The sequence below is a fragment of the Pseudomonas sp. genome, from assembly GCF_051660785.1.
GTDB lineage: Bacteria > Pseudomonadota > Gammaproteobacteria > Pseudomonadales > Pseudomonadaceae > Aquipseudomonas.
Genome location: NZ_JBOFQE010000073.1, coordinates 19,656 through 43,052, shown reverse-complemented (window position 1 = coordinate 43,052; position 23,397 = coordinate 19,656). Strand labels below are relative to the sequence as shown.

Below are 23,397 nucleotides of genomic sequence, written 5' to 3'. Positions count from 1 at the left end.
ACCCATGAGGGTGGCAGCGGCCCTTTGAGGCATTTGCGAATTTGTTGACCGGTTGGTCAGGAACTCGCACGAAGTGGATTATGCTTTTGTATACAAATAAAGCAAATAATGTTTTTGATTTTGTAGACGCAAAGTTTGGCAATAGGGATATATCGCCAGGAAGGGGTGCCTTCGCTGCAGGAGCGAGGCTTGCCCGCGAAGGCTGACGCGAGGTCACATCTTCTGCTGGTTGTCCCCCAACGCCAGATTCACCGCCAACCATCCATTCACCGCCATCTCCCCAGCCTCGGCAAATACCCGTTCCAGTAATTTCACCTGCTCACGCCGCAACGACTGCTCAAACCGAGCGCCATCGTCGGTCAGCTCCAGCAGCCGTTTGCGCTTGTCCGTCTCGGACGCAACGCTATTCACCAGATGCATTTCCAACAACTGGCGCAACGGAATATTCAACGCCTGCTTGGTCACCCCGAGTAACGCCAGCAGTTCCTTGACGCTGAGGTTCGGGTAGCGCGCAATGAAAAATACGATGCGTTGATGCACCCGGCTGAGGCCGCGGCGCTCAAGCATTTCGTCAGCCTTGGCGGTGAATGCCTGGTAGCCGAAGAAAAACGCCTCCATGGCCTGTTGCTGGGTGATGGGGTTTTTAAGGTCAAGCATGTTGACGTATCCGTTCGGTCTGTCGTAATTTCGGTCAACTAGTTTGACTCATTTTCCTCAAGCCTCGCTACCGGTGACCCCATGGCTTTTTCCGAACGTGTCTCGCGCCTTAAAAGTTCTTTGATCCGTGAAATCCTCGCCGCGGCCCAGCGTCCGCAAGTGATGTCGTTCGCTGGCGGCTTGCCGGCTGAAGCCATGCTGCCAAAAGTGCAGTGGGCCGACATGCCGCTGTCCATGGGGCAATACGGCATGAGCGAAGGCGAGCCGGCATTGCGTGAGGCCTTGGCCGCTGAAGCCCGGGCGTTGGGCGTACGGTGTGAGGCGAGCCAGGTATTGGTGGTCAGCGGTTCCCAGCAAACACTCGATCTGGCGGCCAAGCTGTACATCGACAAAGGCACCGAGATCCTGCTTGAGGCGCCGACCTATCTGGCGGCTTTGCAGATTTTCCAGCTGTTCGGCGCGAACTGCCTCACCGTGCCGCTGGAAGCCGATGGCCCGAACCTGGCGCAGCTGCGCGCTCGTCTGGAAAAACACCAACCAGCCTTCATCTACCTGATCCCGACTTTCCAGAACCCCTCGGCCGTGCGCTACAGCGAAAGCAAGCGCGAGGCCGTCGCTGCGTTACTCGATGAATTCGGCGTGACGCTGCTCGAAGACGAGCCGTACCGCGAGCTGACCTTCGACGGCGGCAGTGCGACGCCGATCGTCAGTCGTCTGAAAAAGGCCAGCTGGATCTACACCGGCACCGTGTCGAAAACCTTGTTGCCGGGCTTGCGTGTCGGGTATCTGATTGCCAGCCCGGACCTGTTCCCGCACCTGCTCAGACTCAAGCAATCGGCCGACCTGCACACCAATCGAGTCGGCCAGTGGCAAGCGCTGCAATGGATAGGTAGCGAAAAATATCAGCATCACCTGAGCGAATTACGAGACTTCTACCGGGTGCGTCGGGATGCGTTCCAGTTAGCGCTGGAAACGCACTTTTGCGATCTGGCGGACTGGAACGTACCGCAAGGCGGGCTGTTTTTCTGGCTGACGCTCAAGCAGCCGCTGGATACGCGAACGCTGCTCAACGCTGCACTGGCAGCGGATGTGGCGTTCATGCCGGGCGAACCGTTTTTCCCCGAGCCGGACAGCAACCTCGGCCACTTGCGGCTGAACTTCAGCCATATCGACCCGGCGCGCCTGGATGAAGGGCTCAAGCGATTGGCGACGGTGGTGCGTCAGGCGCAGGCGGCAGAAGCGGCCTGAGGGGAGGGTAGAAACAAATAAACCGGCTCAGGGGCCGGTTTATTTTGTCTGGGGTTTGTAGTGTCTGGATGGGCCTCATCGCGAGCAGGCTCGCTCCCATATTCGACCGCGTTTCTCCTGAAGGAACTCAGTCACCTGTGGGAGCGAGCCTGCTCGCGATGACGGCCTCAGTCACACCACAAAACCATCAAGCAGCAGCAAATCGCTTATCCAGATAATCAATAATCACCTTGGACTCATACATCCAGGTGGTCTGCCCATTCTCTTCAATGCGCAGGCACGGCACCTTGATCTTGCCGCCTTGCTCCAGCAGCGCCTGGCGATCCTGTTCGTTGTTCTTCGCATCACGCAACGCTACCGGCACATTCAGGCGGCGCAAGGTACGACGGGTTTTTACGCAGAACGGGCAGGCGTGGAACTGATACAGGGTCAGGCCTTTGGCGGCCGTTTCGACCTGAGCCTGAGCAGCGGCGGGGCGCTGCTTCTTGCCGGGGCGGGTGATGAAGTCGATGAATATGATCAGTTGGCCGAGGCCGACACGAAGCGCTTTAACGAACACGGGACAAGCCTCACGGGGCGAAAGAAGGCGCGCAGCTTACCTGATTTTTCTCAGGCGAAAAAAAACCGGCGATGAATGCCGGTTTTCTTCGTGTCAAAAATTACTTGATCAGGCTGAGAAACTCGCTGCGGGTCGCCGCATTTTCGCGGAACTCACCCAGCATCACCGACGTGATCATCGACGAATTCTGTTTCTCCACACCGCGCATCATCATGCACATGTGCTTGGCCTCGATCACCACCGCAACGCCCAGGGCGCCGGTGACTTGCTGGACCGCATCGGCGATCTGGCGGCTGAGGTTTTCCTGGATCTGCAGGCGGCGAGCATACATATCGACGATTCGCGCGACTTTCGACAGGCCCAACACTTTGCCGCTCGGGATGTAGGCGACGTGCGCCTTACCGATAAACGGCAGCAGGTGGTGTTCGCACAACGAGTAGAGCTCGATGTCCTTGACCAGCACCATTTCGCTGTTGTCGGAGCTGAACAAGGCACCGTTGGTGACTTCTTCCAGTGTCTGTTCATAGCCGCGGCAAAGGTACTGCATGGCTTTGGCGGCACGCTTTGGCGTGTCGCGCAGACCCTCGCGGGAGACGTCCTCGCCAAGTTGACCAAGGATGGCCGTGTAATTCTGTTCCAGGGACATGAAACTACCTGTGGGGATTTTCGCAAAGGGCAAGGGTACGGTGGCAAACACGGCGCTGCAAGCGTGAAGCGACAGCTTTACTCGTCGCGACCTTCCATCATGGTCCGTTTGAGCATCACATAAACCGCGCCGGCACCGCCATGTTTAGGTTGGCACGAGGTGAAACCGAGCACCTGTGAATGCTGACGCAACCACGTGTTGACATGGCTTTTGATCATCGGCCGCTTGCCGTCCAGACGCACGGCTTTGCCGTGGGTGACGCGCACGCAGCGGATTTCGAATTTGGTCGCTTCGGCCAGAAACGCCCAGAGGGTTTCCCGGGCTTTCTCCACGGACATGCCATGCAGGTCGAGGCTGCCTTCGAACGGAATCTGTCCGATCTTGAGCTTGCGCATCTGGCTTTCCTGAACACCGTCACGGGCCCACATCAACTCGTCTTCCGGGCCGACGTCGATCACGAACTGATCGGACAGACCATCAACGGTGGTGGCATCGGTGCGAACGGTCGCGGCTTGGCGCAGTTTGGCTATTTGCGCGCGGTCGGCCTTGGGTTTGCCGGTTTCGGCGCGATCGTGCTTGATCGGCTTGACGCCTTGGATCGCACTTTTGAACAGGGAAAAATCGTCGTCTTGCATGTCAGCCTCCGCGAAGGGCGGCCAGTTTACCCAAGTCGAGTCGCTATCCATAACAATTGAGGCCCGCCGAAACGCCGGGCCTTCGATTCAATCGTGTTTTTTCATCAGGTGCGGGGACATGTTTAGCTCGCGCGACTGGCGCGAACGACGCCGGCAGCGACGCCACAGCCATACACCGATATAAAGCACGAACAGGCCGACCGCCAGAATGATCGACGAGCCCAGCGGGCTGGCGTTCAACTCGCCCAGGGCCGGGGGACGGCCCAGCAGGCTGGCGGCACCGGCCATGGCCAGCAACACACCGCAGGTCGCCAGCAAGGCAGCAAAGGCTGCGCCGAATCGAAAACGCCAGTTGCGTTGGCCCTTGGGCCGCAAGCGGCGTGCATCAAAACCATCGGATAACTTCATTCCGACCTTCCTCAATGGGTATCGGCCCTTCGACCGGGAGTTGTCCGGGTTGTTCCTGAGGCTAAGTCAATTGCAGCAAATGAGAGGCTTTTGCGGATGAGCGGCGGTATTGACCGCTCATCGATGCCGATCAGATCAGATCGTGAGTGAGCGCGAGGGTGGCGAAGTTGTCCGCCATGATCGCCATTTCGGTCTGTTGAACGTGTTCGGCAGTCAGTACGCCACCCTTGTAGGGCAAATCGCGAGTCGCGCAAGCGTCTTCCACCAACGTGCAGCGAAAGCCCAGGTTCTTCGCTGCGCGCACGGTGGTACTGACACTGGAGTGACTCATGAATCCGCAAACGATCAGGTCCAGGGAGCCAAGGTGTTGCAAGCGTTCCAGCAATTCGGTGCCGTGAAACGCGCTCGGCAGCAGTTTGCCGATGATCGTTTCATCGCCCTGTGGCTCCAGGCCCGGGATGAACTCACCGCGTTCGCCCTGTGGATCGAACAGCCCACCGACGGTGCCGAGGTGACGCACATGCACGACCGGCCGGCCGGCCGAGCGGGCAGCGGCGACCAGTTGCTTGATGTTCGCGACGGCAGCATCCATGCCGCTCAGGGCCAGCGGGCCGCTGAGGTATTCTTTCTGGGCATCGATGATGACAAGGGTCGCATGACCCAGATTGGCTGCTGCGTAACCGCGGCCGCTGAGTTGAAACATCGTTTTTGGAACGGACATTCTGGGGCTCCTTGGAGTGGGGCTTTTGCGACATTGTCCTCTGGCTGAGCGGTTCTGTGAATCGCTACTATCGTAGACGCCGTCGTTGCTGGCGTGCAGCGTTGTCAAGATGCCGGTTTTGTTCAATAGCCAACAGTAAAAATGGATGTGTCCTACATCGGATCCGCTGTTTTCCTGCGTCGTCGTGGCGCGTTTTGGCTGTTAGAATCGCCAGTCGTTTTTTCTGGAGTCTGCCCCCGTGATCACTTCCCGCCTTCGTACCCTGCGTGACCATATCCGTTGGGCCGTCAGCCGCTTCCATGGGGAGGATCTGTTTTTCGGCCATGGGACCGACAACGCCTGGGACGAAGCCCGTCAACTGGTGTTGGGTGCCTTGCACTTGCCGTGGGAAATCGCCGACAGCTACCTCGACTGCAATCTGGAAGAAGACGAGCTGGTCAAGCTGCAGCGCATGCTCAAGCGTCGCATCGAAGACCGCATCCCGACCGCTTACTTGCTGGGCGAAGCGTGGTTCTGTGGCATGTCGTTCATTGTTGACGAGCGCGTGCTGATCCCGCGTTCACCGATTGGCGAGCTGATCGAAAAACGTTTCGAACCATGGTTGGGCGCCGAGCCTGCGCGGATTCTCGACCTGTGCACCGGTTCCGGTTGCATCGGTATCGCCTGCGCCTACGAGTTCCAGAACGCCGAAGTGGTGTTGGCGGACCTGTCGTTTGAAGCGCTGGAAGTGGCCAATCAGAACATCGAGCGCCACGGCGTTGATGAGCGGGTCTACACCGTTCAGGGTGATGGGTTTGATGGTTTGCCGGGTCAGCGTTTCGACCTGATCGTGTCGAACCCGCCGTACGTCGATGCCGAAGATTTCGCCGACATGCCGGACGAATATCAGCACGAACCTGAACTGGGCCTGGCCTGTGGTGAGGATGGTTTGAACCTGGTGCGCCGGATGCTCGCCGAAGCGGCGGATCATCTGACCGAGAAGGGCTTGTTGATTGTTGAAGTGGGCAACAGCCAGGTTCACGTCGAGGCGCTGTACCCGGAAGTCGACTTCGCCTGGCTCGATTTCGAGCGTGGCGGGCATGGCGTGTTTATGCTGACCGCGGAGCAGTGCCGCGATCATCAGGCGTTGTTCGCTTCCCGCGTCTGACTGAGCGAGCTCTTGTGGTGAGGGGATCTGTGGCGAGGGGATTTATCCCCGTCCGGCTGCGAAGCAGCCGTAAACTCTGAGAATGCGGTGCACCTGAAATACCGTATGCCCAGTAATCAGGTCCGCTTCGCGGCCCAACGGGGATAAATCCCCTCGCCACAAGATCCCTTGCTACAACCTTGCTTCAACAAGCCATCAGCGGTGCGTTGCAATCCAGATCAACAACCCCGCCTGAAACACCGCAAACGCTACCAGGCACGTAATGGTAAAGCGCAGCCCGGCGTCTTCACGCTTGTATTTGCTGACCTTCTCTTCGTGCTTCTTCAGCTTCACTTCCTGCTCGGCCAGATTCTGCTCGGCCTGTTGAAGCATCTGCGCGGCTTCGAGAATTTCCACCAGTTGCAGCTTTTCGCTGTTCCAGTCACCCAGCAGGTCTTCGACCTTTACTTCTTTGACGCTGCCTTTCAAGTGTTGGGCGTCGGCGTAGATCACCTCAAAACCATGCGCCTTGAGAAAGTGATCGCGGCGCAGACGGGTGTCTTCGTTCAACGCATCTTTATTATTCAGATCCGTGCCGTCGACGGTGTAGCCGGGCCAGCGCTTTTTCGCCCAGGTGATGCCTTGAGCAGCCATGAATCGGCCAATGCCACGGTTCATCGGTTCAATCTGCAAGCCGCTTTCCGGTTCGAAATGCACCCGTTTGGTGGTGTGATTGACCCACACGTCCAGATGATTCTGCTCTTTGCGCACGCGCTGGCCGGGCAGCTTGATGCTCATGCGCATCAGGCTGTGTTCCTTGCTGTTGCGGTCGGCGTAACCGAATTCGACAAAGCGCAACGGCCGCCCACCGGTATTGCGGTCGGTTTGCAGCGGCGCCAGACGGAGCATCTTGTGGTGCTCGACCTGGACGTCCGCCCACGGCAGCTCGACCGCTGGCGGTGCGTCTTTTTCAGCGGTCGTGTCGGGTGAAGTCTGGGTATCAGTCATAACGGCGAGATCCTGTCCAAGCTCTGCTCGTCGCCAGCCATAGCGCTGGCGACAAAGGCTTATCGGCCGTTTTTTTCAGGACTGGAGGGTAAACGCCTCTTAAACACCGCTTAACTGGCGCGAAGTCCGTCAATAAACCCGAGGATTCGTGCGCCAAGTTCGGCGGCCAGTGGCAATTGCGGATCCTTGTAAGAGGCCATTTGCCGTTTCACGTCATTGGGCACGATGCGCATGACGTGGTTCATGCCTTCGATCAGCGCCAGTTCGGCGTCCGGTTTTGCCTCCTTGAGCATCCGCGCATCACCGACTCCGACCTGGATATCGTTGCTGCCCTGGATGATCAGCGCCGGCATCTTCAATTTGCCGAACGCCGCCGCCGGGTCCTGGCGGAACAGCGAAATCAGATACGGCTGCACGCTCGGGCGGAAGATCACCTGCAACTGTGGTGGCACGTTGTCGTCGGTTTTGCCGGCCTTGAGGCTGTCGAGCAGTTCATTGCTGCGCAGCATCAGCGGCGGTGGCAGGCGATTGCTCAATTGCTGACGCAACACCTCATCGATCGGCCGGGCGCTGCCGGACATGGAGATCACCGCTGCGGCATTGACGCTCGGTGCCGCGAGGCTGGCAATCAAGGCGCCTTCGCTATGGCCCAGCAAAATCAGCTGGCCAAAACGCGGATCGGTTTTGAGCTTGCGGCCCCAGGCTTCGGCGTCCGCGACGTAAGCTTCAACCGACAGATTGCGCTCGTCCGGCGTCGCCGCGAGGCTCGCCGCCACGCCGCGCTTGTCGTAACGCACGCTGGCGATGTTGTGCTTAGCCAGCACCCACGCCAGGCGCTTGAGGTTGTCGTTGCGTCCGCCGTCGGGGTTGTTTCCGTCACGATCCGTAGGGCCGGAGCCAGAAATGATCAGGACAACCGGCACCGGTTTATCGGATTTTGGCAGCAGCAAAGAGCCGAAAAGCTCCCCGGTGCCGGTATCCAGTGTGATCGGGCGTTGCAGGACGGTGGCCTGGGCAAAGCCGGTAAACAGGGTAAGGCTCAAGACTAGAACTCGCAGCATCATCGCGCCATCATTCACAAAGATGCCGGTTGGACTCGCGGGCACCCATAAGGTTCGAGGATGAACTACTTGGGTAGCCTGCGTATACTGGCGCGCATTACGTATTCAGGTTCATTTCACGGAGCGTCCTGCATGTCCGGCAATACCTACGGCAAGCTGTTCACTGTCACCACCGCGGGCGAAAGCCATGGTCCGGCGTTGGTCGCCATTGTCGACGGCTGCCCGCCGGGGCTGGAGATTTCCCTTGAGGATTTGCAGCGCGACCTGGATCGCCGCAAACCCGGCACCAGCCGGCACACCACGCAGCGCCAGGAAGCCGATGAAGTCGAAATCCTCAGCGGCGTGTTCGAAGGTCGCACCACCGGCTGCGCCATCGGCCTGCTGATCCGCAACACCGACCAGAAGTCCAAGGACTACTCGGCGATCAAGGATCTGTTCCGTCCGGCCCACGCCGACTACACCTATCACCACAAATACGGCGAGCGCGATTACCGCGGTGGCGGTCGCAGCTCCGCCCGTGAAACCGCCATGCGCGTGGCGGCCGGTGCGATTGCCAAGAAATACCTGGCCACACAAGGCATCGTCATTCGCGGCTACATGAGCCAGCTCGGCCCGATCGAAATCCCGTTCAAGACCTGGGATTCGGTGGAAGAGAACGCGTTCTTCAGCCCTGACCCGGACAAGGTGCCGGAGCTGGAAGCCTATATGGACCAATTGCGCCGTGATCAGGATTCGGTTGGTGCGAAGATCACTGTCGTTGCCGAAGGCGTGATGCCGGGCCTGGGCGAGCCGATCTTCGACCGCCTCGACGCTGAACTGGCTCATGCGCTGATGAGCATCAACGCCGTCAAAGGCGTGGAAATCGGCGCCGGGTTTGCCAGCGTCGCCCAGCGCGGCACCGAACACCGCGACGAAATGACCCCGGAAGGTTTCCTCAGCAACAACGCCGGCGGCATTCTGGGCGGCATCTCGTCCGGTCAGCCGATCGTTGCGCATCTGGCGTTGAAGCCGACATCGAGCATCACCACGCCGGGCCGCTCCATAGACATTCATGGCAACCCGGCGGAAGTCATCACCAAGGGCCGTCACGACCCATGCGTCGGCATCCGCGCCACGCCGATCGCCGAAGCGATGATGGCCATTGTGCTGATGGATCACCTGTTGCGTCATCGCGGGCAGAATGCCGACGTGCGCGTGAGCACGCCGGTGCTGGGTCAGCTTTAATGGCTGACCTTAATGCCGCTGCGGTCTGACGCCGTGGCGGCGCTCCCGTACTGGCGGCTTTCCAGTTTCTATCTGTTCTATTTCGCCTTGCTCGGTTCGACAGCGCCGTTTCTGGCGCTGTACTTCGATCACCTGGGCTTTTCCAGCGCGCGCATCGGCGAGCTGGTGGCAATCCCGATGCTGATGCGCTGCGTGGCGCCGAATATCTGGGGCTGGCTTGGTGACTACACCGGCCGGCGCCTGGCGATCGTGCGCTTCGGCGCTGTCTGTACGCTGCTGACGTTCTCGCTGATTTTCGTCAGTAAGACTTACGCCTGGCTGGCGATGGTCATGGCCCTGCACGCGTTTTTCTGGCACGCGGTGTTGCCGCAGTTCGAGGTCATCACCCTCGCTCACTTGAACGGGCAGACGTCACGCTACAGTCAGATCCGCCTCTGGGGTTCCATCGGTTTCATCATCACCGTGGTCGCGCTCGGCCGGATGTTCGAATGGCTGAGCCTCGACATCTATCCGGTGGCGCTGGTGCTGATCATGGCCGGCATTGTCGTCAGCAGCCTGTGGGTGCCCAACGCGCAACCGGTTCAAGGCGAGCGAATTGCCGGGGACGGGTTTCTCAGGCAATTGCGCAATCCCGGTGTGTTGGCGTTTTACGGCTGCGTGGCGCTGATGCAGGTGAGTCACGGTCCTTATTACACCTTCTTGACGCTGCACCTTGAACGGCTCGGTTACAGCCGGGGCGTGATCGGCATGCTCTGGGCGGTCGGCGTGGTCGCCGAAGTCCTGATGTTCCTGGCCATGAGCAAGATTCTCGCGCGCTTCTCGGTGCGTCGGGTATTGCTGGTGAGCTTTCTGCTGGCGGCCGTGCGCTGGTTGCTGCTGGGTTCGTTGGCCGAATTCCTTTGGGTGCTGCTGTTTGCCCAAGTGCTGCACGCCGCAACGTTCGGCAGCTTTCACGCCGCTGCCATCCAGTTCGTGCAACGTAGCTTCGGTGCGCGTCAGCAAGGCCAGGGCCAGGCGCTCTATGCCGCGCTGGCCGGCACCGGCGGCGCGCTGGGCGCGTTGTATTCCGGCTACAGCTGGAACGCGCTCGGGGCCACGTTCACCTTTAGTATTGCCAGTCTCGCAGCCTTCGCCGCTGCCGTTATCATTGCCACACGTATGCAAGAGGACAGGCCATGAGCCTTACCCGTGAACACCTCGCCCAGGAAATCATCGACGCCGGGCGTTTTCTGTATGGCCGCGACTGGTCGCCGGCTACCAGCAGCAATTACTCGACCCGCCTGTCGCCGACTGAAGCGCTGCTGACCGTGTCCGGCAAGCACAAAGGCCAGTTGGGTCTTGATGATGTGCTGGCCACCGACCTGTCGGGCAACAGCCTGGAACCAGGCAAAAAACCGTCCGCCGAAACCCTGCTGCACACCCAGCTCTACAGCTGGCGCCCGGAAATCGGTGCGGTGCTACACACCCATTCGGTGAACGCCACGGTGCTGTCGCGCCTGACGCCTGAAGATTTCATCGAGTTCGAAGACTACGAACTGCAAAAAGCCTTCAGCGGCGTCTCGACCCACGAGTCCCGGGTGCGCGTGCCGATTTTCGACAACGATCAGGACATTGCGCGGCTCGCCGCCAAGGTGCAGCCTTGGCTGGAAGCCCACCCCGATTGCGTCGGTTACCTGATTCGCGGCCATGGCCTCTACACCTGGGGCGCGCGCATGAGCGACGCACTGCGGCAGATCGAGGCGTTTGAATTTTTGTTCGAGTGCGAGTTGAAGATGCGCTCGGTGTTAAACCGTCACGCATGAACCGCCAAGCCTGAACCGTTAAGGAGTTGCCCTGATGAGCAGCCTGTCCGTCTACCACGTCTCAAGCCCTGATATTCCGAACAAGGTGCTGACCCATTTCGAAGACATCGCCTCGACCCTGGCCGAACAGGGCGTACGTTTCGACCGCTGGCAAGCCACGGCGAAGATCCAGCCCGGCGCCAGCCAGGAAGAGGTGATTGCCGCGTATCAGGAACAGATCGACAAGCTGATGACCGAGCGCGGTTACGTCACCGTCGACGTCATCAGCTTGAACAGCGATCACCCGCAAAAAGCCGAGCTGCGCGCCAAGTTCCTCGACGAACACCGCCATGGTGAGGACGAAGTACGATTTTTCGTCGCTGGCCGTGGGCTGTTCACCCTGCACATCGACGATTACGTCTACGCCGTGCTGTGCGAGAAGAACGACCTGATCTCGGTGCCGGCCGGCACGCCGCACTGGTTCGACATGGGCGAGCATCCGCATTTCGTCGCGATCCGTCTGTTCAACAACCCTGAAGGTTGGGTGGCCAAGTTCACCGGCGAAGACATCGCCAGCCGTTTCCCGCGTCTTGAGGACTGAGCCGATGCCAATCAAAGCGATTCTCACCGACATCGAAGGCACCACCAGCGCGGTGAGTTTTGTGTTCGACGTGCTGTTCCCGTATGCCGCCAAACACCTGCCGGACTTTGTTCGCCAGCACGCCGAGCGCGCCGATGTGGCCGAGCAACTGGCCGCCGTGCGCCGCGGCAGCAACGAGCCGGACGCCGACGTTGAGCGGGTGATCGACATCCTGCTGGGCTGGATCGCCGAAGACCGCAAGGCCACGCCGTTGAAAGCGTTGCAAGGCATGGTCTGGGAACAGGGCTATCAGGCCGGGCAGTTGAAAGGCCATGTTTACCCGGACGCCGTTGAAGCGCTCAAACGCTGGCATCAGGACGGTTTCAAACTGTTTGTGTATTCCTCGGGCTCGATCCAGGCACAAAAGCTGATCTTTGGCTGCTCGGAGGCGGGGGACTTGTCGCCGCTGTTCAGCGGCTACTTCGACACCACGTCGGGGCCCAAGCGTGGCGCGCAGTCTTACGAGCGCATCACCCAGGCCATTGGCGTTGAGCCGTCGCAGATTCTGTTTCTGTCCGACATCGTCGAGGAACTGGACGCGGCGCGCATGGCCGGCATGGCTACTTGCGGGCTGGCCCGAGAGGGCGGAGAGCTGGCGGGGCATGTGACCGTCGACAGCTTTGCGCGGATTGATCCCTCCACTTTCTAAGCCACAACGCCCAAACCCTGTGGGAGCAGGCTCGCTCCTACAAGGGATTGTGTGAATCCAGAAACTAAACAGGCCGTGGAGCGAAAGCTCTCACGGCCTGTTTGTGTGCAGCGTATTTATTTACACAACCGCAAGGTTCACGCCGAGTGATACGTCGGCAGGGCAAACCGTTGCTGACTTTGCAGCATGGAGATCTGCGGCAGTTCGCTGGCCTGTTCGGCCAGATCGCGGCGAATTGCACTGATCACCCACGACAGCTGATCGCCGGCATGCAATTGCTGGTACGAAATCGAACGCTTGAACACTTTGCCTTCGGTGCTGCGCAGAGTCAGCAGAATGCCACCGTCAGGACGCGGCTGGGTATTCACTTCGAAGTTGGAGAACAGGGAGGTAAATTTTTCTTGGATCAGGCTCATGTCTATCAGCTCCGTTAGCACTTGATTGGCAAGCATGGAGAGGTAGTTGCAGTGATTGTGCCAGCACCTGATATTTTTAAAATCGTTATAAATCAATAAGTTATGTTTTTGGAGATTTTTTGCTTTCGTGCAAACTGCATGAATGGCCATCGTGCATCCTGCATTTTGCGTGGTCGCCCATGATTCGATGGAACCAATCAGCCGCACCGAGGTTCACGATCTCGAACGGCCGGGGCGCGGATACAAAACATTTCAAAAACCGCGTGTACAGCTCAAGAACCGCTGACGTATTTTCGGACTCATAGACCGCCACCCGACAATAAAAAGATCGAACGGGAGCAAGCATGAGCGACACGATTACCTGGGGCATGATGCTCCGCAAGCTGCCTTCCATTGCCAAAGCCATTCCCCGCGTGGTGAAGGGCATGAAGGTCGCCAACGTCAAGGACCCGACCCAACCGTGTGGCCTCGGCTGGACTTTCGAGCAAGCGACCTTGCGCAACCCCGACGGCCCGGCGTTGCTGCAGGGCGACGTGACGCTGAGTTATGCACAGGTCAACCAGTGGGCCAATCGCATTGCCCATCACCTGATTGCCCAAGGCATCCAAAAGGGCGACGTGGTGGCGGTTTTTCTCGAGAACCGTCCCGAACTGCTGGTGACGATATTGGCCGTGGCCAAGGTCGGTGCGATCAGCGCCTTGCTCAATACCTCGCAAACCCGCGACACTCTGGCCCACAGCCTGAATCTTGTGGCGCCGGCGGCGGTCATTGTCGGCGAAGAATTGGCCCCGGCTTTCAACGGAGTCCGCGAGCGGGTGTCGATTGAGCCGACGCGCACCTGGTTCGTCGCCGATCAAGACACCTTCTGTCGTCCCGGCAATGCGCCCGACGGTTTCATCAATCTGATGAGCGCCAGCGCCCAGGCGCCGAGTGAAAATCCGGCCAGCAGCCAGCAGGTTTTTTTCGACGATCCTTGTTTCTATATCTACACCTCGGGCACCACTGGGTTGCCCAAGGCGGGCGTGTTCAAACACGGTCGCTGGATGCGCAGCTCGGCGAGTTTCGGCCAGATCGCCCTGAACATGCAGCCGCAGGATGTCGTCTATTGCACGCTGCCGCTGTATCACGCCACCGGGCTCTGTGTGTGCTGGGGCTCGGCGATCAGCGGCGCATCCGGGTTTGCCATTCGCCGCAAGTTCAGCGCCAGCCAGTTCTGGAACGACGTACGCAAATACCAGGCGACGACACTCGGTTACGTCGGCGAATTATGCCGCTACCTGGTGGATCAACCGCCCAGCGCCGAAGACAACAAACACCCTGTCACCAAGATGATCGGCAATGGCCTGCGTCCCGGCGCCTGGCGCGAGTTCAAGACGCGTTTTGCCGTTGATCACATCTGTGAGCTGTACGCCGCCAGCGACGGCAATATCGGCTTCACCAATATCCTCAACTTCGACAACACCATCGGTTTTTCCCTGATGGCCTGGGAACTGGTGGCCTACGACCACGACAGCGGCCTGCCGATTCGGGATGGCAAAGGCTTCATGCGCAAAGTCGCCAAAGGCGAGCAGGGCCTGTTGCTGGCGAGAATCGACGACAAGGCGCCGCTGGACGGTTACACCGATCCACAGAAGACCGAAAAAGTCGTGCTCCACGACGTGTTCACCCAGGGCGACCGCTACTTCAATACCGGCGATCTGCTGCGCAACATTGGTTTTGGCCATGCGCAATTTGTGGATCGGTTGGGCGACACCTACCGCTGGAAGGGTGAAAACGTCTCGACCACCGAGGTCGAGAACATCCTGCTGCAACACCCGAACATTTCTGAGGCCGTGGCCTATGGCGTGGAAATCCAGAACACCAACGGACGTGCCGGCATGGCAGCAATCACCCCGGCGGAATCCCTGGCGACCCTGGACTTCAGCGAGTTGCTGGCCTTTGCCCGTCAGCAAATGCCTGCGTATGCGGTGCCGCTTTTCCTGCGGGTGAAAGTGAAAATGGAAACCACCGGCACCTTCAAATATCAGAAGACCCGGCTCAAGGATGAAGCCTTCGACCCCGGCAAAACCGGTGATGACCCGATCTACGCCTGGCTGCCTGGCACCCAGACGTACGTGCAGGTCACTCCGCAGTTGCTGGCGGATATTCACGGTGGCGCTTTTCGTTATTGAAAGCAGCGCTATTGAATGTGGCTATGGCGGCTCTCGAGAAAAAAGAAGTGACAGCCTCGGGGCTGCTCGGGAAACTGTCGGCTTTCCCGAATGACAGAAAGTGGAGTTTCCGATGTCAGACCAAAGCCGCCAGATGACCCCCGAAGAAGCCGCTGAATTTGCCGAACAGGTATTCAACAAAGCGCGTGAGGGCGATGCGGCCATGATGGCTGCGTTGCTGACCAAAGGCCTGCCGCCGAACCTGCGTAACCACAAGGGTGACACCTTGCTGATGCTCGCCGCCTACCACGGTCACGTGGAGACGGTAAAAGTGCTGCTGGAACACAAGGCAGACCCGGAAATCCGCAACGACAACGGCCAGAGCCCGATTGCCGGCGCCGCGTTCAAGGGCGACCTGGCGGTGGTCAAGGCGTTGGTTGAAGGTGGGGCGCAAGTGGAAGGTTCGTCCTTCGATGGCCGTACGGCACTGATGATGGCGGCGATGTTCAACCGCGTTGAAATCGTTGATTACCTGATCAGCAAAGGCGCCGATCCGAAAGCCAAGGATGCCAATGGCGTTACTGCGCTGGATGCTGCGAAAACTTTGGGCGCTGTCGATACCACTGCGCAACTGCAGAAACTGCTGGGCTGATAACGCACGGTCCCCTGTGCTGAGGGTGCTGTTGTGGCGAGGGGGCTTGCCCCCGTTCCAGTGCGCAGCACTGGCAAAATTTCGGAAACACTCGAGATTTTTGGGGCCGCTTCGCAGCCCAACGGGGGCAAGCCCCCTCGCCACAGGAAGCGCTCGCCACAGGTCCGCATTTCATACGGAATGCGCTATCCTTCGCGCCCTCAAAATTCACTCGCTACAGGATCCGACCCACATGAAAGCTGCACTCGTCGAACTCATCACTAAAATCAGCTCCGGGTGCATGAGCGATGACGAAATCCTGAAAGTCGCTGATGAAGCGACAGCGGCCTACGCCGATCCCGAGGCTTTTCTGACAGCCAACCCGGATATCAACTACGACGACACCTTCCCGATCCCACTGGGCGAGTGGGTGGTCGTCGGCAGCCTGCCGGAAACCGTGCTGTTCCAGGCCGACACCTACGTGGACTTGTTCGCCCAGATCGTCTCTTCGTTCGGCCCCGGTGTTGATTTCAATATCAAACCCAAGCAACTGGCCAAGACGGAAGCTCTGACCGCGCTTAACCGCATTCAAGTGCAGATGGGCAGCATGAACAAGGAAAACGGCGGTTACACGCTGATGAACTTCAGCCAGCTGCTCGACGACGAACTGCAGGTGGTGCTGGTCTTCGGCAACGACGTACCGCGGGTGCTGGAGTTGTGCGCCGAAGTGGGCATCACCGCCGCGCCGTCGCTCGAAGCGCTCAAAATCGCCGTCCACGTTTAAAAAGCGGAACCCTCGCAAGGCCCGGCTATCCTAAGAGTGCATACCACTCTTAGGGAGCGACACCATGGGTTCCACGTTCAATGGTCTGATTGGCCTGATCATTCTTGTCCTGGATATCTGGGCAATCATCAACGTGCTGAAAAGTGGCGCCGACACCGGGATGAAAATCGTCTGGGTGCTGCTGATCCTGCTGCTGCCGGTCCTGGGCCTGATCATCTGGGCCATCGCCGGGCCACGGGGCAATGTCCGGATCTGAACACGCCATCAAAGCCAACACATTTCCCCTGTGGGAGCCAGCCTGCTGGCGATGGCGGAGTGTCAGCCACAACTTGACTGACTGACACTCCGCTATCGCCAGCAGGCTGGCTCCCACAGGGGATTGTGTCGCGTCATCAAGTGACGTTCGACCTGTCATCTTCCGCAACGTAGAATGCGCGCCTTTCCCGGTCAATCGAGCCGCTCGATTGGCCATCATGGGCGGGTAACCGTCCGTTGCCACCGCATTCATCGGAGCACTTCCCATGAGCAACATCACTCCCAGCGACTACCTGGAAACCCTCTACGAAGGCTACGGCCAGCGTTTTCGCATGGAAAAACTGCTGCACGAAGTGCGCACCGAACACCAGCACCTGGTGATTTTCGAAAACCCGCGCATGGGCCGGGTCATGGCGCTGGACGGTGTGATCCAGACCACCGAAGCCGACGAATTCATCTACCACGAGATGCTCACCCACGTGCCGATCCTGGCGCACGGCACCGCCAAGCGCGTGCTCATCATCGGTGGCGGCGACGGCGGCATGCTGCGTGAAGTGGCCAAGCATCGCAGCGTCGAGCACATCACCATGGTCGAGATCGACGGCACCGTGGTCGAGATGTGCAAGGAATTCCTGCCGAACCACTCCAAGGGTGCGTTCGATGATCCACGCCTGAACCTGGTGATCGACGACGGCATGCGTTTCGTCGCCACCACCACCGAAAAATTCGATGTAATCATTTCCGACTCCACCGACCCGATCGGTCCGGGTGAAGTGCTGTTCTCGGAAAACTTCTACCAGGCCTGCCATCGCTGCCTGAACGAAGGCGGCATCCTGGTCACCCAGAACGGCACGCCGTTCATGCAGATCGAAGAAGTCAAAACCACCGCCGGTCGCCTGCGCAGCCTGTTCCCGGACTGGCACTTCTATCAGGCCGCCGTGCCAACCTACATCGGTGGCTCGATGACCTTCGCCTGGGGTGCGACCAACACCGCTTATCGCAAGTTGTCCCGTGAAACCTTGCAGCAGCGTTTCGCTGGCAGCGGCATCATCACCCGCTACTACAACCCGGAAATCCACATCGGCGCCTTCGCCTTGCCGCAATACGTGCTGCAGGCCGTGAACAAGCCAAGCAACGACTAAACTCAAGTTGTACGCACCCCCTGTAGGAGCTGGCTTGCTAGCGATTGGATCGACGCGGTGTGTCAGACAAACCGCAGCGTCTGCATCGCTAGCAAGCCAGCTCCTACAGGAACCGTGTTTTTCATGCTTGTGTGCGGCAATTCGTTTGAACGATCAGTCAGGCCAAAAGTCCAGATAGTTGTAAGCCCATTTGCGGGTTTGTTCGAGGAGGCACTGATGCAAAAGTGGAAAATCACTTTCGTGGATGATCACGGTGAAACAGTCGATGAAGTCTTTGAGTGTGACGAATGCCCGGATAACGAGAAGGCCGCCAAACTCCTCAAGGAACGTCTTTTTCCTGTCGCCGCCGAACTGGATCTGAATGATCTGGAAGGTCGGACCGATGACGCAAGCGTCAAAAACCTCAAGACCCAGAACAGCATACAAATCCTCGGCATCACGCCAATCTGAACAACACCTGTCTCATTCTTATCCAGGCCTTGGCAGCGCCTCTGTCTTGGGGCTACTCTGCAAGCGAGATCAGCGAACGGATCGCTAAGGTCTGGTCTTGTCAGCTACATGCTTGCTTCCCACCGGCAACGCTGTTGCCGCATCGCTCGCAACAATCGGTTGCGAGTGCCGGGAATACGGAAAGTCTATCCATCATGATTGAGGGGGACGTTTCATGAGCACAGCCTATCAAGAAGACATCAGCAGCAGCGTGCTGCGCCGCATGAAAGAAGGCGGTTTCGACTTTTCACGATTCCATCCCATCGAGTTCTACGCCATTTTCCCGGACGAGGAGCGGGCACGCAGGGCGGCAGGTCAGTACAAAGGTGAATCCTTGAATGCGCAGATAAGTGTGCGCGATGACGGCGCATGGGCACTCGAACTGAGCAAAGTCATGTACGCCACCTACGACGACATCGGCGACTTTGAGCAAGACTTCGAAGCGGTGGTCGAGCCTCTGGGCGGCATCATCGAAGGATGGGGCGTCAAGCAGGAGGTACGAGGGCTACTCGCATAAGCTTATGAACAGTGACAACGCTCAGCAACGGCTGACCTTCGGGTTGGCCGTTTTCGTTTGTGGCGATCGGAAAAGCCCGCTCGGCAAAACCCTGAAACAAGAATCCGACGCAAAAAAAACCGCCTGCGCAGGCGGCTAAAGGGAAGTTCGTTCAGGTTTTGCAGCGGATGCGCGGATTATCCGCAGCGACGGTCGGGCAGTGAAATCAACTCTGGCTATGCTGGTGATAGGCGACAACGTCGCCTTGCAATGAAGCGGGGGCGATCAGGGTGGGGCGTTTGCTGCACAGGATTGGTGCGGTGCGAACGGTGTGAATATCCAACTGGTTGATAACAAAGCGATTCTGCCGATGGCACGGGCCTTGCGAAGGCCTGACTGTCCGGGTGACAAGGAGTACGGCATGATCCGCACCTATTTTGATGAGATGTACGATGCCGGCGGCCAGGTCCGCCCGCATTACCGGGAGTTTGCCCGTTGGCTGGCCGATACGCCTGACGAACTATTGGCCCAACGGCGACGCGAGGCCGATCTGCTGTTTCATCGCGCCGGGATTACCTTCACGCTCTACGGGGACGAGCAGGGCACAGAGCGCCTGATTCCCTTCGACACCATCCCGCGCAGCATCCCCGCCAGTGAATGGCGGATCGTCGAGCGCGGCTGCATCCAGCGGGTCAAAGCGTTGAACATGTTTCTCGCCGACCTCTACCACGAGCAACGCATCATCAAGGCCGGCATCATCCCGGCCGAGCAAGTGCTGGCGAACGAGCAATACCAGTTGGCGATGCAAGGGCTCGATCTGCACCGCGACATCTATTCGCACATCTCCGGCGTCGATCTGGTGCGCGATGGCGACGGCACGTACTACGTGCTCGAAGACAACCTTCGTACACCGAGCGGCGTGAGCTACATGCTCGAAGACCGCAAGATGATGATGCGGCTGTTCCCCGAGCTGTTCTCGGCCCAGCGTATCGCGCCGATCGACCATTACCCGAACCTGCTGCTCGATACCCTGAAAAGCTCCAGCCCGATCGATAACCCGAGCGTGGTGGTCCTGACGCCGGGGCGCTTCAACAGCGCGTTTTTCGAGCATGCATTTTTAGCGCGAGAAATGGGCGTTGAACTGGTGGAAGGCGCGGATCTGTTCGTGCGTGATGACAAGGTGTTCATGCGCACCACGGACGGGCCGAAAGCCGTCGACGTAATCTATCGTCGCCTCGACGATGCGTTCCTCGATCCGCTGGCGTTCAACCCGGATTCGATGCTTGGCGTTCCAGGGCTGCTGTCGTCTTACCGTTCCGGCAACGTCGTACTGGCGAATGCCATCGGTACCGGGGTGGCGGACGACAAGTCGGTGTATCCGTTTGTCACGGACATGATCCGTTTCTACCTCGATGAAGAACCGATCCTGAAGAACGTGCCAACGTTCCAGTGTCGCAATCCTTCCGAACTGTCCCACGTGCTGGCCAATCTTCCAGACCTGGTGGTCAAGGAAACCCAGGGCTCCGGCGGTTACGGAATGCTGGTGGGGCCAGCGGCGACGGCAGCGGAAATCGAGTCGTTCCGCGCGCGGATCAAGGCCAAGCCTCACGCGTATATCGCGCAACCGACATTGTCGCTGTCGACCTGTCCGACCTTTGTCGAAAACGGCATCGCGCCGCGCCATATCGACCTGCGTCCGTTTGTATTGTCTGGCCGCGAAACCCGGGTTGTGCCCGGCGGTTTGACCCGTGTCGCCCTGCGCGAAGGCTCCCTGGTGGTGAATTCATCCCAGGGCGGCGGCACAAAGGACACCTGGGTGGTCGAGGATTGAAGGAAGCTTGCCATGTTAAGTAGAACTGCCTCGGATTTGTATTGGATGTCGCGTTACCTGGAGCGGGCGGAAAACCTCGCACGGATGCTCGACATCAGTTATTCGCTGTCGCTGATGCCGCAGGATGGTCGCGGTGACGGTCTGCACGAACTGGCCATGCCGCTGCTGATCACCGGCACCCTGGACGATTACCTCGAGCGCCACGGTGATTTGCACGCCGAACGGCTGCTGCATTTCTTTGCCCTGGACGCGGCCAACCCGGCGAGCATCTACAGCTGCCTCGGCGCGGCGCGGGCCAGTGCGCATGCGGTGCGTGGGCGAATCACCGCCGACATGTGGGAAAACATCAACGCCACCTGGCTGGAAATTCGCGGGATTGCCGAACAGGGTTTGAGTCGCTACGGCATGAGCCGTTTCTGTGAGTGGATCAAGGAACGTTCCCACCTGTTCCGTGGCGCGTCCTACGGCACGATCATGCGCAACGATGCGTTCCGCTTCATCCGGCTGGGGACGTTTATCGAACGGGCCGACAACACCTTGCGCCTGCTCGACGCCCGTTACGAAATGGCCGGCGATCAGGCCGAAGCGGTCAGCGATGGCACGGCTCACGCCTACTACCAGTGGAGTGCGTTGCTGCGGGCGTTGTCGTCGTTCGAGGCCTACACCGAAATCTACCGCGACGCACCCGGCGCCCGGCATGTGGCCGAATTGCTGTTGCTGCGCGCCGATGTGCCGCGTTCACTGCGCGCCTGCACTGAAGAAATCGACCAGATCCTCGCTCAACTGCCGGGGGCCAATGGCCGTCCCGCGCAACGTCTGGCGGCGGAGATGGACGCGCGTCTGAGATACACCGGCATCACCGAAATTCTCGACGAAGGGCTGCACGCCTGGCTGACCGAATTCATCCCGCTGGTGCGCCAGTTGGGTAACGCCATTCACAGTTCCTACCTGGAGGCTGCATGAGACTTTCCATTAGCCACGAAACCACCTATCACTACGAAGATCAGGTGCGGGCGAGCATCCAGTACCTGCGACTGACACCCCACGACAGCGAGCGTCAGCACGTACTCAGCTGGCAACTCGACCTGCCGCGCCCGGTGCGCGCGCAACTCGATCCGTTCGGCAACATCCTGCACGTGCTGACCATGGATGAGCCGCACGAAGCGATCATCATTGGTGCCCGTGGCCAGGTGGACATCGATGAGCTGCGCGAAGCCGAGCATGAGAGCCAGTCGGCGTTGCCGTTCCTGCGCTTCACGCGCCTTACCGAAGCAGACGAGGCGTTGCGTGCGTTTGCCGAGAAGGAATGCAAAAAGCGCCGGGATCGTACGGCGCTGATCGACTTGATGCATGGCCTGAATTCGCACATGACCTACACGCCGGGTTCCACCGAAGTCGACACCAGCGCCGCCCAGGCCTTCGCCGGGCGTTCCGGCGTCTGCCAGGATCACGCCCATGCGTTTCTCGCCTGCGCTCGCAGCCTGGGCATTCCGTCGCGTTATGTGTCGGGGTATTTGTACAGCGAGAACAGCGAACACCTGGCCAGTCACGCCTGGGCTGAAGCCTGGCTGGATGACGCCTGGTACAGCTTCGATGTGACCAACGAACTGGCCCGGCCTGAACGGCATTTGAAATTGGCGGTGGGCCTGGATTACCTGGATGCCTGCCCGGTGCGAGGGATGCGTCGGGGAGGTGGGTGCGAGCAGATGCATGCGAAAGTGTTTGTGTCGCCGACGCCGATGCCTGCGCCGGTTATCTCTGTCCAACAACAATGACTGCAACACCCCATAACCCCTGTGGGAGCTAGCCTGCTAGCGATAGCGGAGTGTCAGCCACAACTTTACTGACTGACGCACCGCTATCGTGAGCAGGCTCGCTCCCACAGGGGAATAGTGTCAGGGCTTAACCTTGCGCCCAGCCATATGCTTCAAATACCCCACCAACATTTCCAGATCCCCATCCGGCAACACCGTGGCTGCAAACCCCGGCATCTTCGCCTGAGGCCATTGCCGCAAGCTCTGCGGATCGCGAATGTAGCGCTTCAGGAAATCCGCCCCGAAGTACTCGGTCGGGTTAAACGGAATATTCAAATCCGGCCCGAACTGCGCATCCCCGGCACCGTTGAGCCGATGACAGGCCAGGCAATTCTTCTGAAACAGCGCAAAGCCTTTATTCACCGGATCGTCCGGCTTCAATGCAGGATCGGGCAGCAGGGCAGGGAAGCGCTCTGCCACCGGTGCCAGGCGTTTGATACTCGCCACTTGAAACGGCCATTGCTCCGGACTGATGTTGCCGGCCTGCGGATCGGTCCAGACCAGATAAAACGGCCCGGCACCCGGTTTGCCTTCGGATAGCGCAGGCCACGGCTTGGCCGGGTCTTCAATCGCCAGCCACGCGCGCGCACCCTTGGCGTTCAGCAACGGCGCCGCCGACAGTTCTGCAGCAAACCCGTCCAGCGCCACGGCTTGCAGATGATCTTCAGGCTTGATGCCGGTCAACAATGCCGCCAACGGAACCGCGCGATAACTCATGTCCCGCTTGTAGGAAACGTCGTTGCTGATGGTGATGGTCTGGGCCTGAGGGTGCTTGAGCAATTCCTCGGTCTGCCAGGTGCGACTGCTCGCGCCCAGCTCGAGATTCAGCTGTGCGGCATACAAGGGCGTGCTGAGCAGCAAGGCCCCGAACAGAATGAGCGTTTTCAAATGATCGCCGTCCATGTCGTAGAAGTGCCGCAAAGGTTGGCACACCCACGCTGGCCCGGGTAGCGAGCCAGTCACATTTTTAAGAGGGCGATATAAAAACCTGGCGCCGTATTATTTGAAGTCCGACTAGCCGATCAC

26 protein-coding genes and 1 pseudogene are annotated in these 23,397 nt (G+C 59.3%); 17 read left to right on the top strand and 10 right to left on the bottom strand.

Going from position 1 to position 23,397, the window contains the following annotated elements:
- Positions 1-213 precede the first annotated feature (213 nt).
- Positions 214-657 (bottom strand): MarR family winged helix-turn-helix transcriptional regulator, encoded by a 444-nt coding sequence (locus ACRC4F_RS18915; protein ID WP_438660713.1) that lies wholly within the window; start codon positions 655-657, stop codon positions 214-216.
- An 81-nt stretch (positions 658-738) separates the two neighbouring features.
- Between ACRC4F_RS18915 and ACRC4F_RS18910 the strand changes: the two genes are divergently transcribed.
- Positions 739-1,905 carry a PLP-dependent aminotransferase family protein gene (locus tag ACRC4F_RS18910; protein ID WP_438660712.1) on the top strand — a complete coding sequence of 389 codons (1,167 nt, stop codon included), beginning with the start codon at positions 739-741 and terminating at the stop codon, positions 1,903-1,905.
- A gap of 187 nt (positions 1,906-2,092) precedes the next feature.
- On the opposite strand, the gene ACRC4F_RS18905 is transcribed toward ACRC4F_RS18910, so the two are convergent.
- The 5 genes from ACRC4F_RS18905 to ACRC4F_RS18885 form a co-directional block, all read right to left on the bottom strand.
- Positions 2,093-2,464, bottom strand: a complete 372-nt coding sequence (locus ACRC4F_RS18905; protein ID WP_438660711.1) for a glutathione S-transferase N-terminal domain-containing protein — start codon at positions 2,462-2,464, stop codon at positions 2,093-2,095.
- Between the two features lie 100 nt (positions 2,465-2,564).
- On the bottom strand, positions 2,565-3,110 hold the full coding sequence (gene folE, locus ACRC4F_RS18900) for a GTP cyclohydrolase I FolE (RefSeq protein ID WP_085705311.1): 546 nt from the start codon (positions 3,108-3,110) through the stop codon (positions 2,565-2,567).
- 77 nt (positions 3,111-3,187) lie between these two features.
- Positions 3,188-3,745 (bottom strand): Smr/MutS family protein, encoded by a 558-nt coding sequence (locus ACRC4F_RS18895; protein WP_223487627.1) that lies wholly within the window; start codon positions 3,743-3,745, stop codon positions 3,188-3,190.
- Positions 3,746-3,832: 87 nt separating this feature from the next.
- Positions 3,833-4,153, bottom strand: a complete 321-nt coding sequence (locus ACRC4F_RS18890) for a hypothetical protein (protein WP_438660710.1) — start codon at positions 4,151-4,153, stop codon at positions 3,833-3,835.
- 130 nt (positions 4,154-4,283) lie between these two features.
- Positions 4,284-4,874, bottom strand: a complete 591-nt coding sequence (locus tag ACRC4F_RS18885; RefSeq protein WP_438660709.1) for a cysteine hydrolase family protein — start codon at positions 4,872-4,874, stop codon at positions 4,284-4,286.
- 238 nt (positions 4,875-5,112) lie between these two features.
- Between ACRC4F_RS18885 and prmB the strand changes: the two genes are divergently transcribed.
- The gene (gene prmB / locus ACRC4F_RS18880; protein ID WP_438660708.1) at positions 5,113-6,021 is read left to right on the top strand and encodes a 50S ribosomal protein L3 N(5)-glutamine methyltransferase; all 909 of its coding nucleotides are present in this window, start codon (positions 5,113-5,115) and stop codon (positions 6,019-6,021) included.
- Between the two features lie 195 nt (positions 6,022-6,216).
- On the opposite strand, the gene ACRC4F_RS18875 is transcribed toward prmB, so the two are convergent.
- Positions 6,217-7,008, bottom strand: a complete 792-nt coding sequence (locus tag ACRC4F_RS18875; RefSeq protein ID WP_438660707.1) for a hypothetical protein — start codon at positions 7,006-7,008, stop codon at positions 6,217-6,219.
- A 110-nt stretch (positions 7,009-7,118) separates the two neighbouring features.
- Positions 7,119-8,118: pseudogene (locus tag ACRC4F_RS18870) on the bottom strand (alpha/beta hydrolase).
- Positions 8,119-8,201: 83 nt separating this feature from the next.
- On the opposite strand from ACRC4F_RS18870, the gene aroC reads away from it, so the two are divergent.
- From aroC to mtnC, 5 genes are read left to right on the top strand one after another with little or no spacing between them, the layout of a single operon-like run.
- Positions 8,202-9,293 (top strand): chorismate synthase, encoded by a 1,092-nt coding sequence (gene aroC, locus ACRC4F_RS18865; protein ID WP_438660706.1) that lies wholly within the window; start codon positions 8,202-8,204, stop codon positions 9,291-9,293.
- A 12-nt stretch (positions 9,294-9,305) separates the two neighbouring features.
- A complete protein-coding gene (locus ACRC4F_RS18860; RefSeq protein ID WP_438660705.1) occupies positions 9,306-10,472 on the top strand; it encodes an MFS transporter in 1,167 nt (388 codons plus the stop codon).
- Complete coding sequence (locus tag ACRC4F_RS18855) at positions 10,469-11,095, top strand: methylthioribulose 1-phosphate dehydratase (RefSeq protein WP_438660704.1); 627 nt, start codon at positions 10,469-10,471, stop codon at positions 11,093-11,095. The genes ACRC4F_RS18860 and ACRC4F_RS18855 overlap by 4 nt, the downstream gene beginning before the upstream one ends.
- A 34-nt stretch (positions 11,096-11,129) precedes the next feature.
- Positions 11,130-11,675 (top strand): 1,2-dihydroxy-3-keto-5-methylthiopentene dioxygenase, encoded by a 546-nt coding sequence (locus ACRC4F_RS18850; RefSeq protein ID WP_109628764.1) that lies wholly within the window; start codon positions 11,130-11,132, stop codon positions 11,673-11,675.
- Positions 11,676-11,679: 4 nt separating this feature from the next.
- Positions 11,680-12,363: an acireductone synthase gene (mtnC, locus tag ACRC4F_RS18845; protein ID WP_438660703.1), complete on the top strand. Its 684-nt coding sequence runs from the start codon at positions 11,680-11,682 to the stop codon at positions 12,361-12,363.
- 137 nt (positions 12,364-12,500) lie between these two features.
- Here the strand turns inward: mtnC and ACRC4F_RS18840 are convergent, their stop codons facing one another.
- Positions 12,501-12,779: a DUF3509 domain-containing protein gene (locus ACRC4F_RS18840; protein ID WP_010456630.1), complete on the bottom strand. Its 279-nt coding sequence runs from the start codon at positions 12,777-12,779 to the stop codon at positions 12,501-12,503.
- A gap of 344 nt (positions 12,780-13,123) precedes the next feature.
- Here ACRC4F_RS18840 and ACRC4F_RS18835 point away from each other — a divergent pair, with 344 nt between their 5' ends.
- The 10 genes from ACRC4F_RS18835 to ACRC4F_RS18790 all read left to right on the top strand — a co-directional run bounded on the left by ACRC4F_RS18835 (position 13,124) and on the right by ACRC4F_RS18790 (position 22,332).
- On the top strand, positions 13,124-14,950 hold the full coding sequence (locus ACRC4F_RS18835; RefSeq protein WP_438660702.1) for a long-chain-acyl-CoA synthetase: 1,827 nt from the start codon (positions 13,124-13,126) through the stop codon (positions 14,948-14,950).
- Positions 14,951-15,062: 112 nt separating this feature from the next.
- Entirely contained in the window at positions 15,063-15,581 is a 519-nt protein-coding gene (locus ACRC4F_RS18830) for an ankyrin repeat domain-containing protein (RefSeq protein WP_438660701.1), read from the top strand.
- A 232-nt stretch (positions 15,582-15,813) separates the two neighbouring features.
- Positions 15,814-16,344 (top strand): hypothetical protein, encoded by a 531-nt coding sequence (locus tag ACRC4F_RS18825; protein ID WP_438660700.1) that lies wholly within the window; start codon positions 15,814-15,816, stop codon positions 16,342-16,344.
- Positions 16,345-16,408: 64 nt separating this feature from the next.
- Entirely contained in the window at positions 16,409-16,600 is a 192-nt protein-coding gene (locus ACRC4F_RS18820; RefSeq protein ID WP_438660699.1) for a PLDc N-terminal domain-containing protein, read from the top strand.
- A gap of 265 nt (positions 16,601-16,865) precedes the next feature.
- Positions 16,866-17,741 (top strand): polyamine aminopropyltransferase, encoded by an 876-nt coding sequence (gene speE / locus ACRC4F_RS18815; protein WP_438660698.1) that lies wholly within the window; start codon positions 16,866-16,868, stop codon positions 17,739-17,741.
- 216 nt (positions 17,742-17,957) lie between these two features.
- Entirely contained in the window at positions 17,958-18,191 is a 234-nt protein-coding gene (locus tag ACRC4F_RS18810) for a hypothetical protein (RefSeq protein ID WP_438660697.1), read from the top strand.
- Positions 18,192-18,405: 214 nt separating this feature from the next.
- Positions 18,406-18,747 (top strand): ribonuclease E inhibitor RraB, encoded by a 342-nt coding sequence (locus ACRC4F_RS18805; RefSeq protein ID WP_131062456.1) that lies wholly within the window; start codon positions 18,406-18,408, stop codon positions 18,745-18,747.
- A 400-nt stretch (positions 18,748-19,147) separates the two neighbouring features.
- Complete coding sequence (locus ACRC4F_RS18800; protein WP_438660696.1) at positions 19,148-20,557, top strand: circularly permuted type 2 ATP-grasp protein; 1,410 nt, start codon at positions 19,148-19,150, stop codon at positions 20,555-20,557.
- Between the two features lie 12 nt (positions 20,558-20,569).
- Positions 20,570-21,520, top strand: coding sequence for an alpha-E domain-containing protein (locus tag ACRC4F_RS18795; RefSeq protein WP_438660695.1), 951 nt, complete (start codon positions 20,570-20,572; stop codon positions 21,518-21,520).
- Entirely contained in the window at positions 21,517-22,332 is an 816-nt protein-coding gene (locus ACRC4F_RS18790) for a transglutaminase family protein (RefSeq protein WP_438660694.1), read from the top strand. The genes ACRC4F_RS18795 and ACRC4F_RS18790 overlap by 4 nt, the downstream gene beginning before the upstream one ends.
- Positions 22,333-22,452: 120 nt before the next feature.
- Here the strand turns inward: ACRC4F_RS18790 and ACRC4F_RS18785 are convergent, their stop codons facing one another.
- On the bottom strand, positions 22,453-23,274 hold the full coding sequence (locus ACRC4F_RS18785; RefSeq protein WP_438660794.1) for a c-type cytochrome: 822 nt from the start codon (positions 23,272-23,274) through the stop codon (positions 22,453-22,455).
- Positions 23,275-23,397 lie beyond the last annotated feature (123 nt).

Excerpts from the sequence above, each read along its gene's own strand:
- ACRC4F_RS18915 (WP_438660713.1), bottom strand. The coding sequence starts at position 657 with ATGCTTGACCTTAAAAACCCCATCACCCAGCAACAGGCCATGGAGGCG.
- ACRC4F_RS18910 (WP_438660712.1), top strand. The coding sequence starts at position 739 with ATGGCTTTTTCCGAACGTGTCTCGCGCCTTAAAAGTTCTTTGATCCGT.
- folE (WP_085705311.1), bottom strand. The coding sequence starts at position 3,110 with ATGTCCCTGGAACAGAATTACACGGCCATCCTTGGTCAACTTGGCGAG.
- ACRC4F_RS18895 (WP_223487627.1), bottom strand. The coding sequence starts at position 3,745 with ATGCAAGACGACGATTTTTCCCTGTTCAAAAGTGCGATCCAAGGCGTC.
- ACRC4F_RS18890 (WP_438660710.1), bottom strand. The coding sequence starts at position 4,153 with ATGAAGTTATCCGATGGTTTTGATGCACGCCGCTTGCGGCCCAAGGGC.
- ACRC4F_RS18885 (WP_438660709.1), bottom strand. The coding sequence starts at position 4,874 with ATGTCCGTTCCAAAAACGATGTTTCAACTCAGCGGCCGCGGTTACGCA.
- ACRC4F_RS18875 (WP_438660707.1), bottom strand. The coding sequence starts at position 7,008 with ATGACTGATACCCAGACTTCACCCGACACGACCGCTGAAAAAGACGCA.
- aroC (WP_438660706.1), top strand. The coding sequence starts at position 8,202 with ATGTCCGGCAATACCTACGGCAAGCTGTTCACTGTCACCACCGCGGGC.
- ACRC4F_RS18860 (WP_438660705.1), top strand. The coding sequence starts at position 9,306 with ATGCCGCTGCGGTCTGACGCCGTGGCGGCGCTCCCGTACTGGCGGCTT.
- ACRC4F_RS18855 (WP_438660704.1), top strand. The coding sequence starts at position 10,469 with ATGAGCCTTACCCGTGAACACCTCGCCCAGGAAATCATCGACGCCGGG.
- ACRC4F_RS18850 (WP_109628764.1), top strand. The coding sequence starts at position 11,130 with ATGAGCAGCCTGTCCGTCTACCACGTCTCAAGCCCTGATATTCCGAAC.
- mtnC (WP_438660703.1), top strand. The coding sequence starts at position 11,680 with ATGCCAATCAAAGCGATTCTCACCGACATCGAAGGCACCACCAGCGCG.
- ACRC4F_RS18840 (WP_010456630.1), bottom strand. The coding sequence starts at position 12,779 with ATGAGCCTGATCCAAGAAAAATTTACCTCCCTGTTCTCCAACTTCGAA.
- ACRC4F_RS18835 (WP_438660702.1), top strand. The coding sequence starts at position 13,124 with ATGAGCGACACGATTACCTGGGGCATGATGCTCCGCAAGCTGCCTTCC.
- ACRC4F_RS18830 (WP_438660701.1), top strand. The coding sequence starts at position 15,063 with ATGTCAGACCAAAGCCGCCAGATGACCCCCGAAGAAGCCGCTGAATTT.
- ACRC4F_RS18825 (WP_438660700.1), top strand. The coding sequence starts at position 15,814 with ATGAAAGCTGCACTCGTCGAACTCATCACTAAAATCAGCTCCGGGTGC.
- ACRC4F_RS18820 (WP_438660699.1), top strand. The coding sequence starts at position 16,409 with ATGGGTTCCACGTTCAATGGTCTGATTGGCCTGATCATTCTTGTCCTG.
- speE (WP_438660698.1), top strand. The coding sequence starts at position 16,866 with ATGAGCAACATCACTCCCAGCGACTACCTGGAAACCCTCTACGAAGGC.
- ACRC4F_RS18810 (WP_438660697.1), top strand. The coding sequence starts at position 17,958 with ATGCAAAAGTGGAAAATCACTTTCGTGGATGATCACGGTGAAACAGTC.
- ACRC4F_RS18805 (WP_131062456.1), top strand. The coding sequence starts at position 18,406 with ATGAGCACAGCCTATCAAGAAGACATCAGCAGCAGCGTGCTGCGCCGC.
- ACRC4F_RS18800 (WP_438660696.1), top strand. The coding sequence starts at position 19,148 with ATGATCCGCACCTATTTTGATGAGATGTACGATGCCGGCGGCCAGGTC.
- ACRC4F_RS18795 (WP_438660695.1), top strand. The coding sequence starts at position 20,570 with ATGTTAAGTAGAACTGCCTCGGATTTGTATTGGATGTCGCGTTACCTG.
- ACRC4F_RS18790 (WP_438660694.1), top strand. The coding sequence starts at position 21,517 with ATGAGACTTTCCATTAGCCACGAAACCACCTATCACTACGAAGATCAG.
- ACRC4F_RS18785 (WP_438660794.1), bottom strand. The coding sequence starts at position 23,274 with ATGGACGGCGATCATTTGAAAACGCTCATTCTGTTCGGGGCCTTGCTG.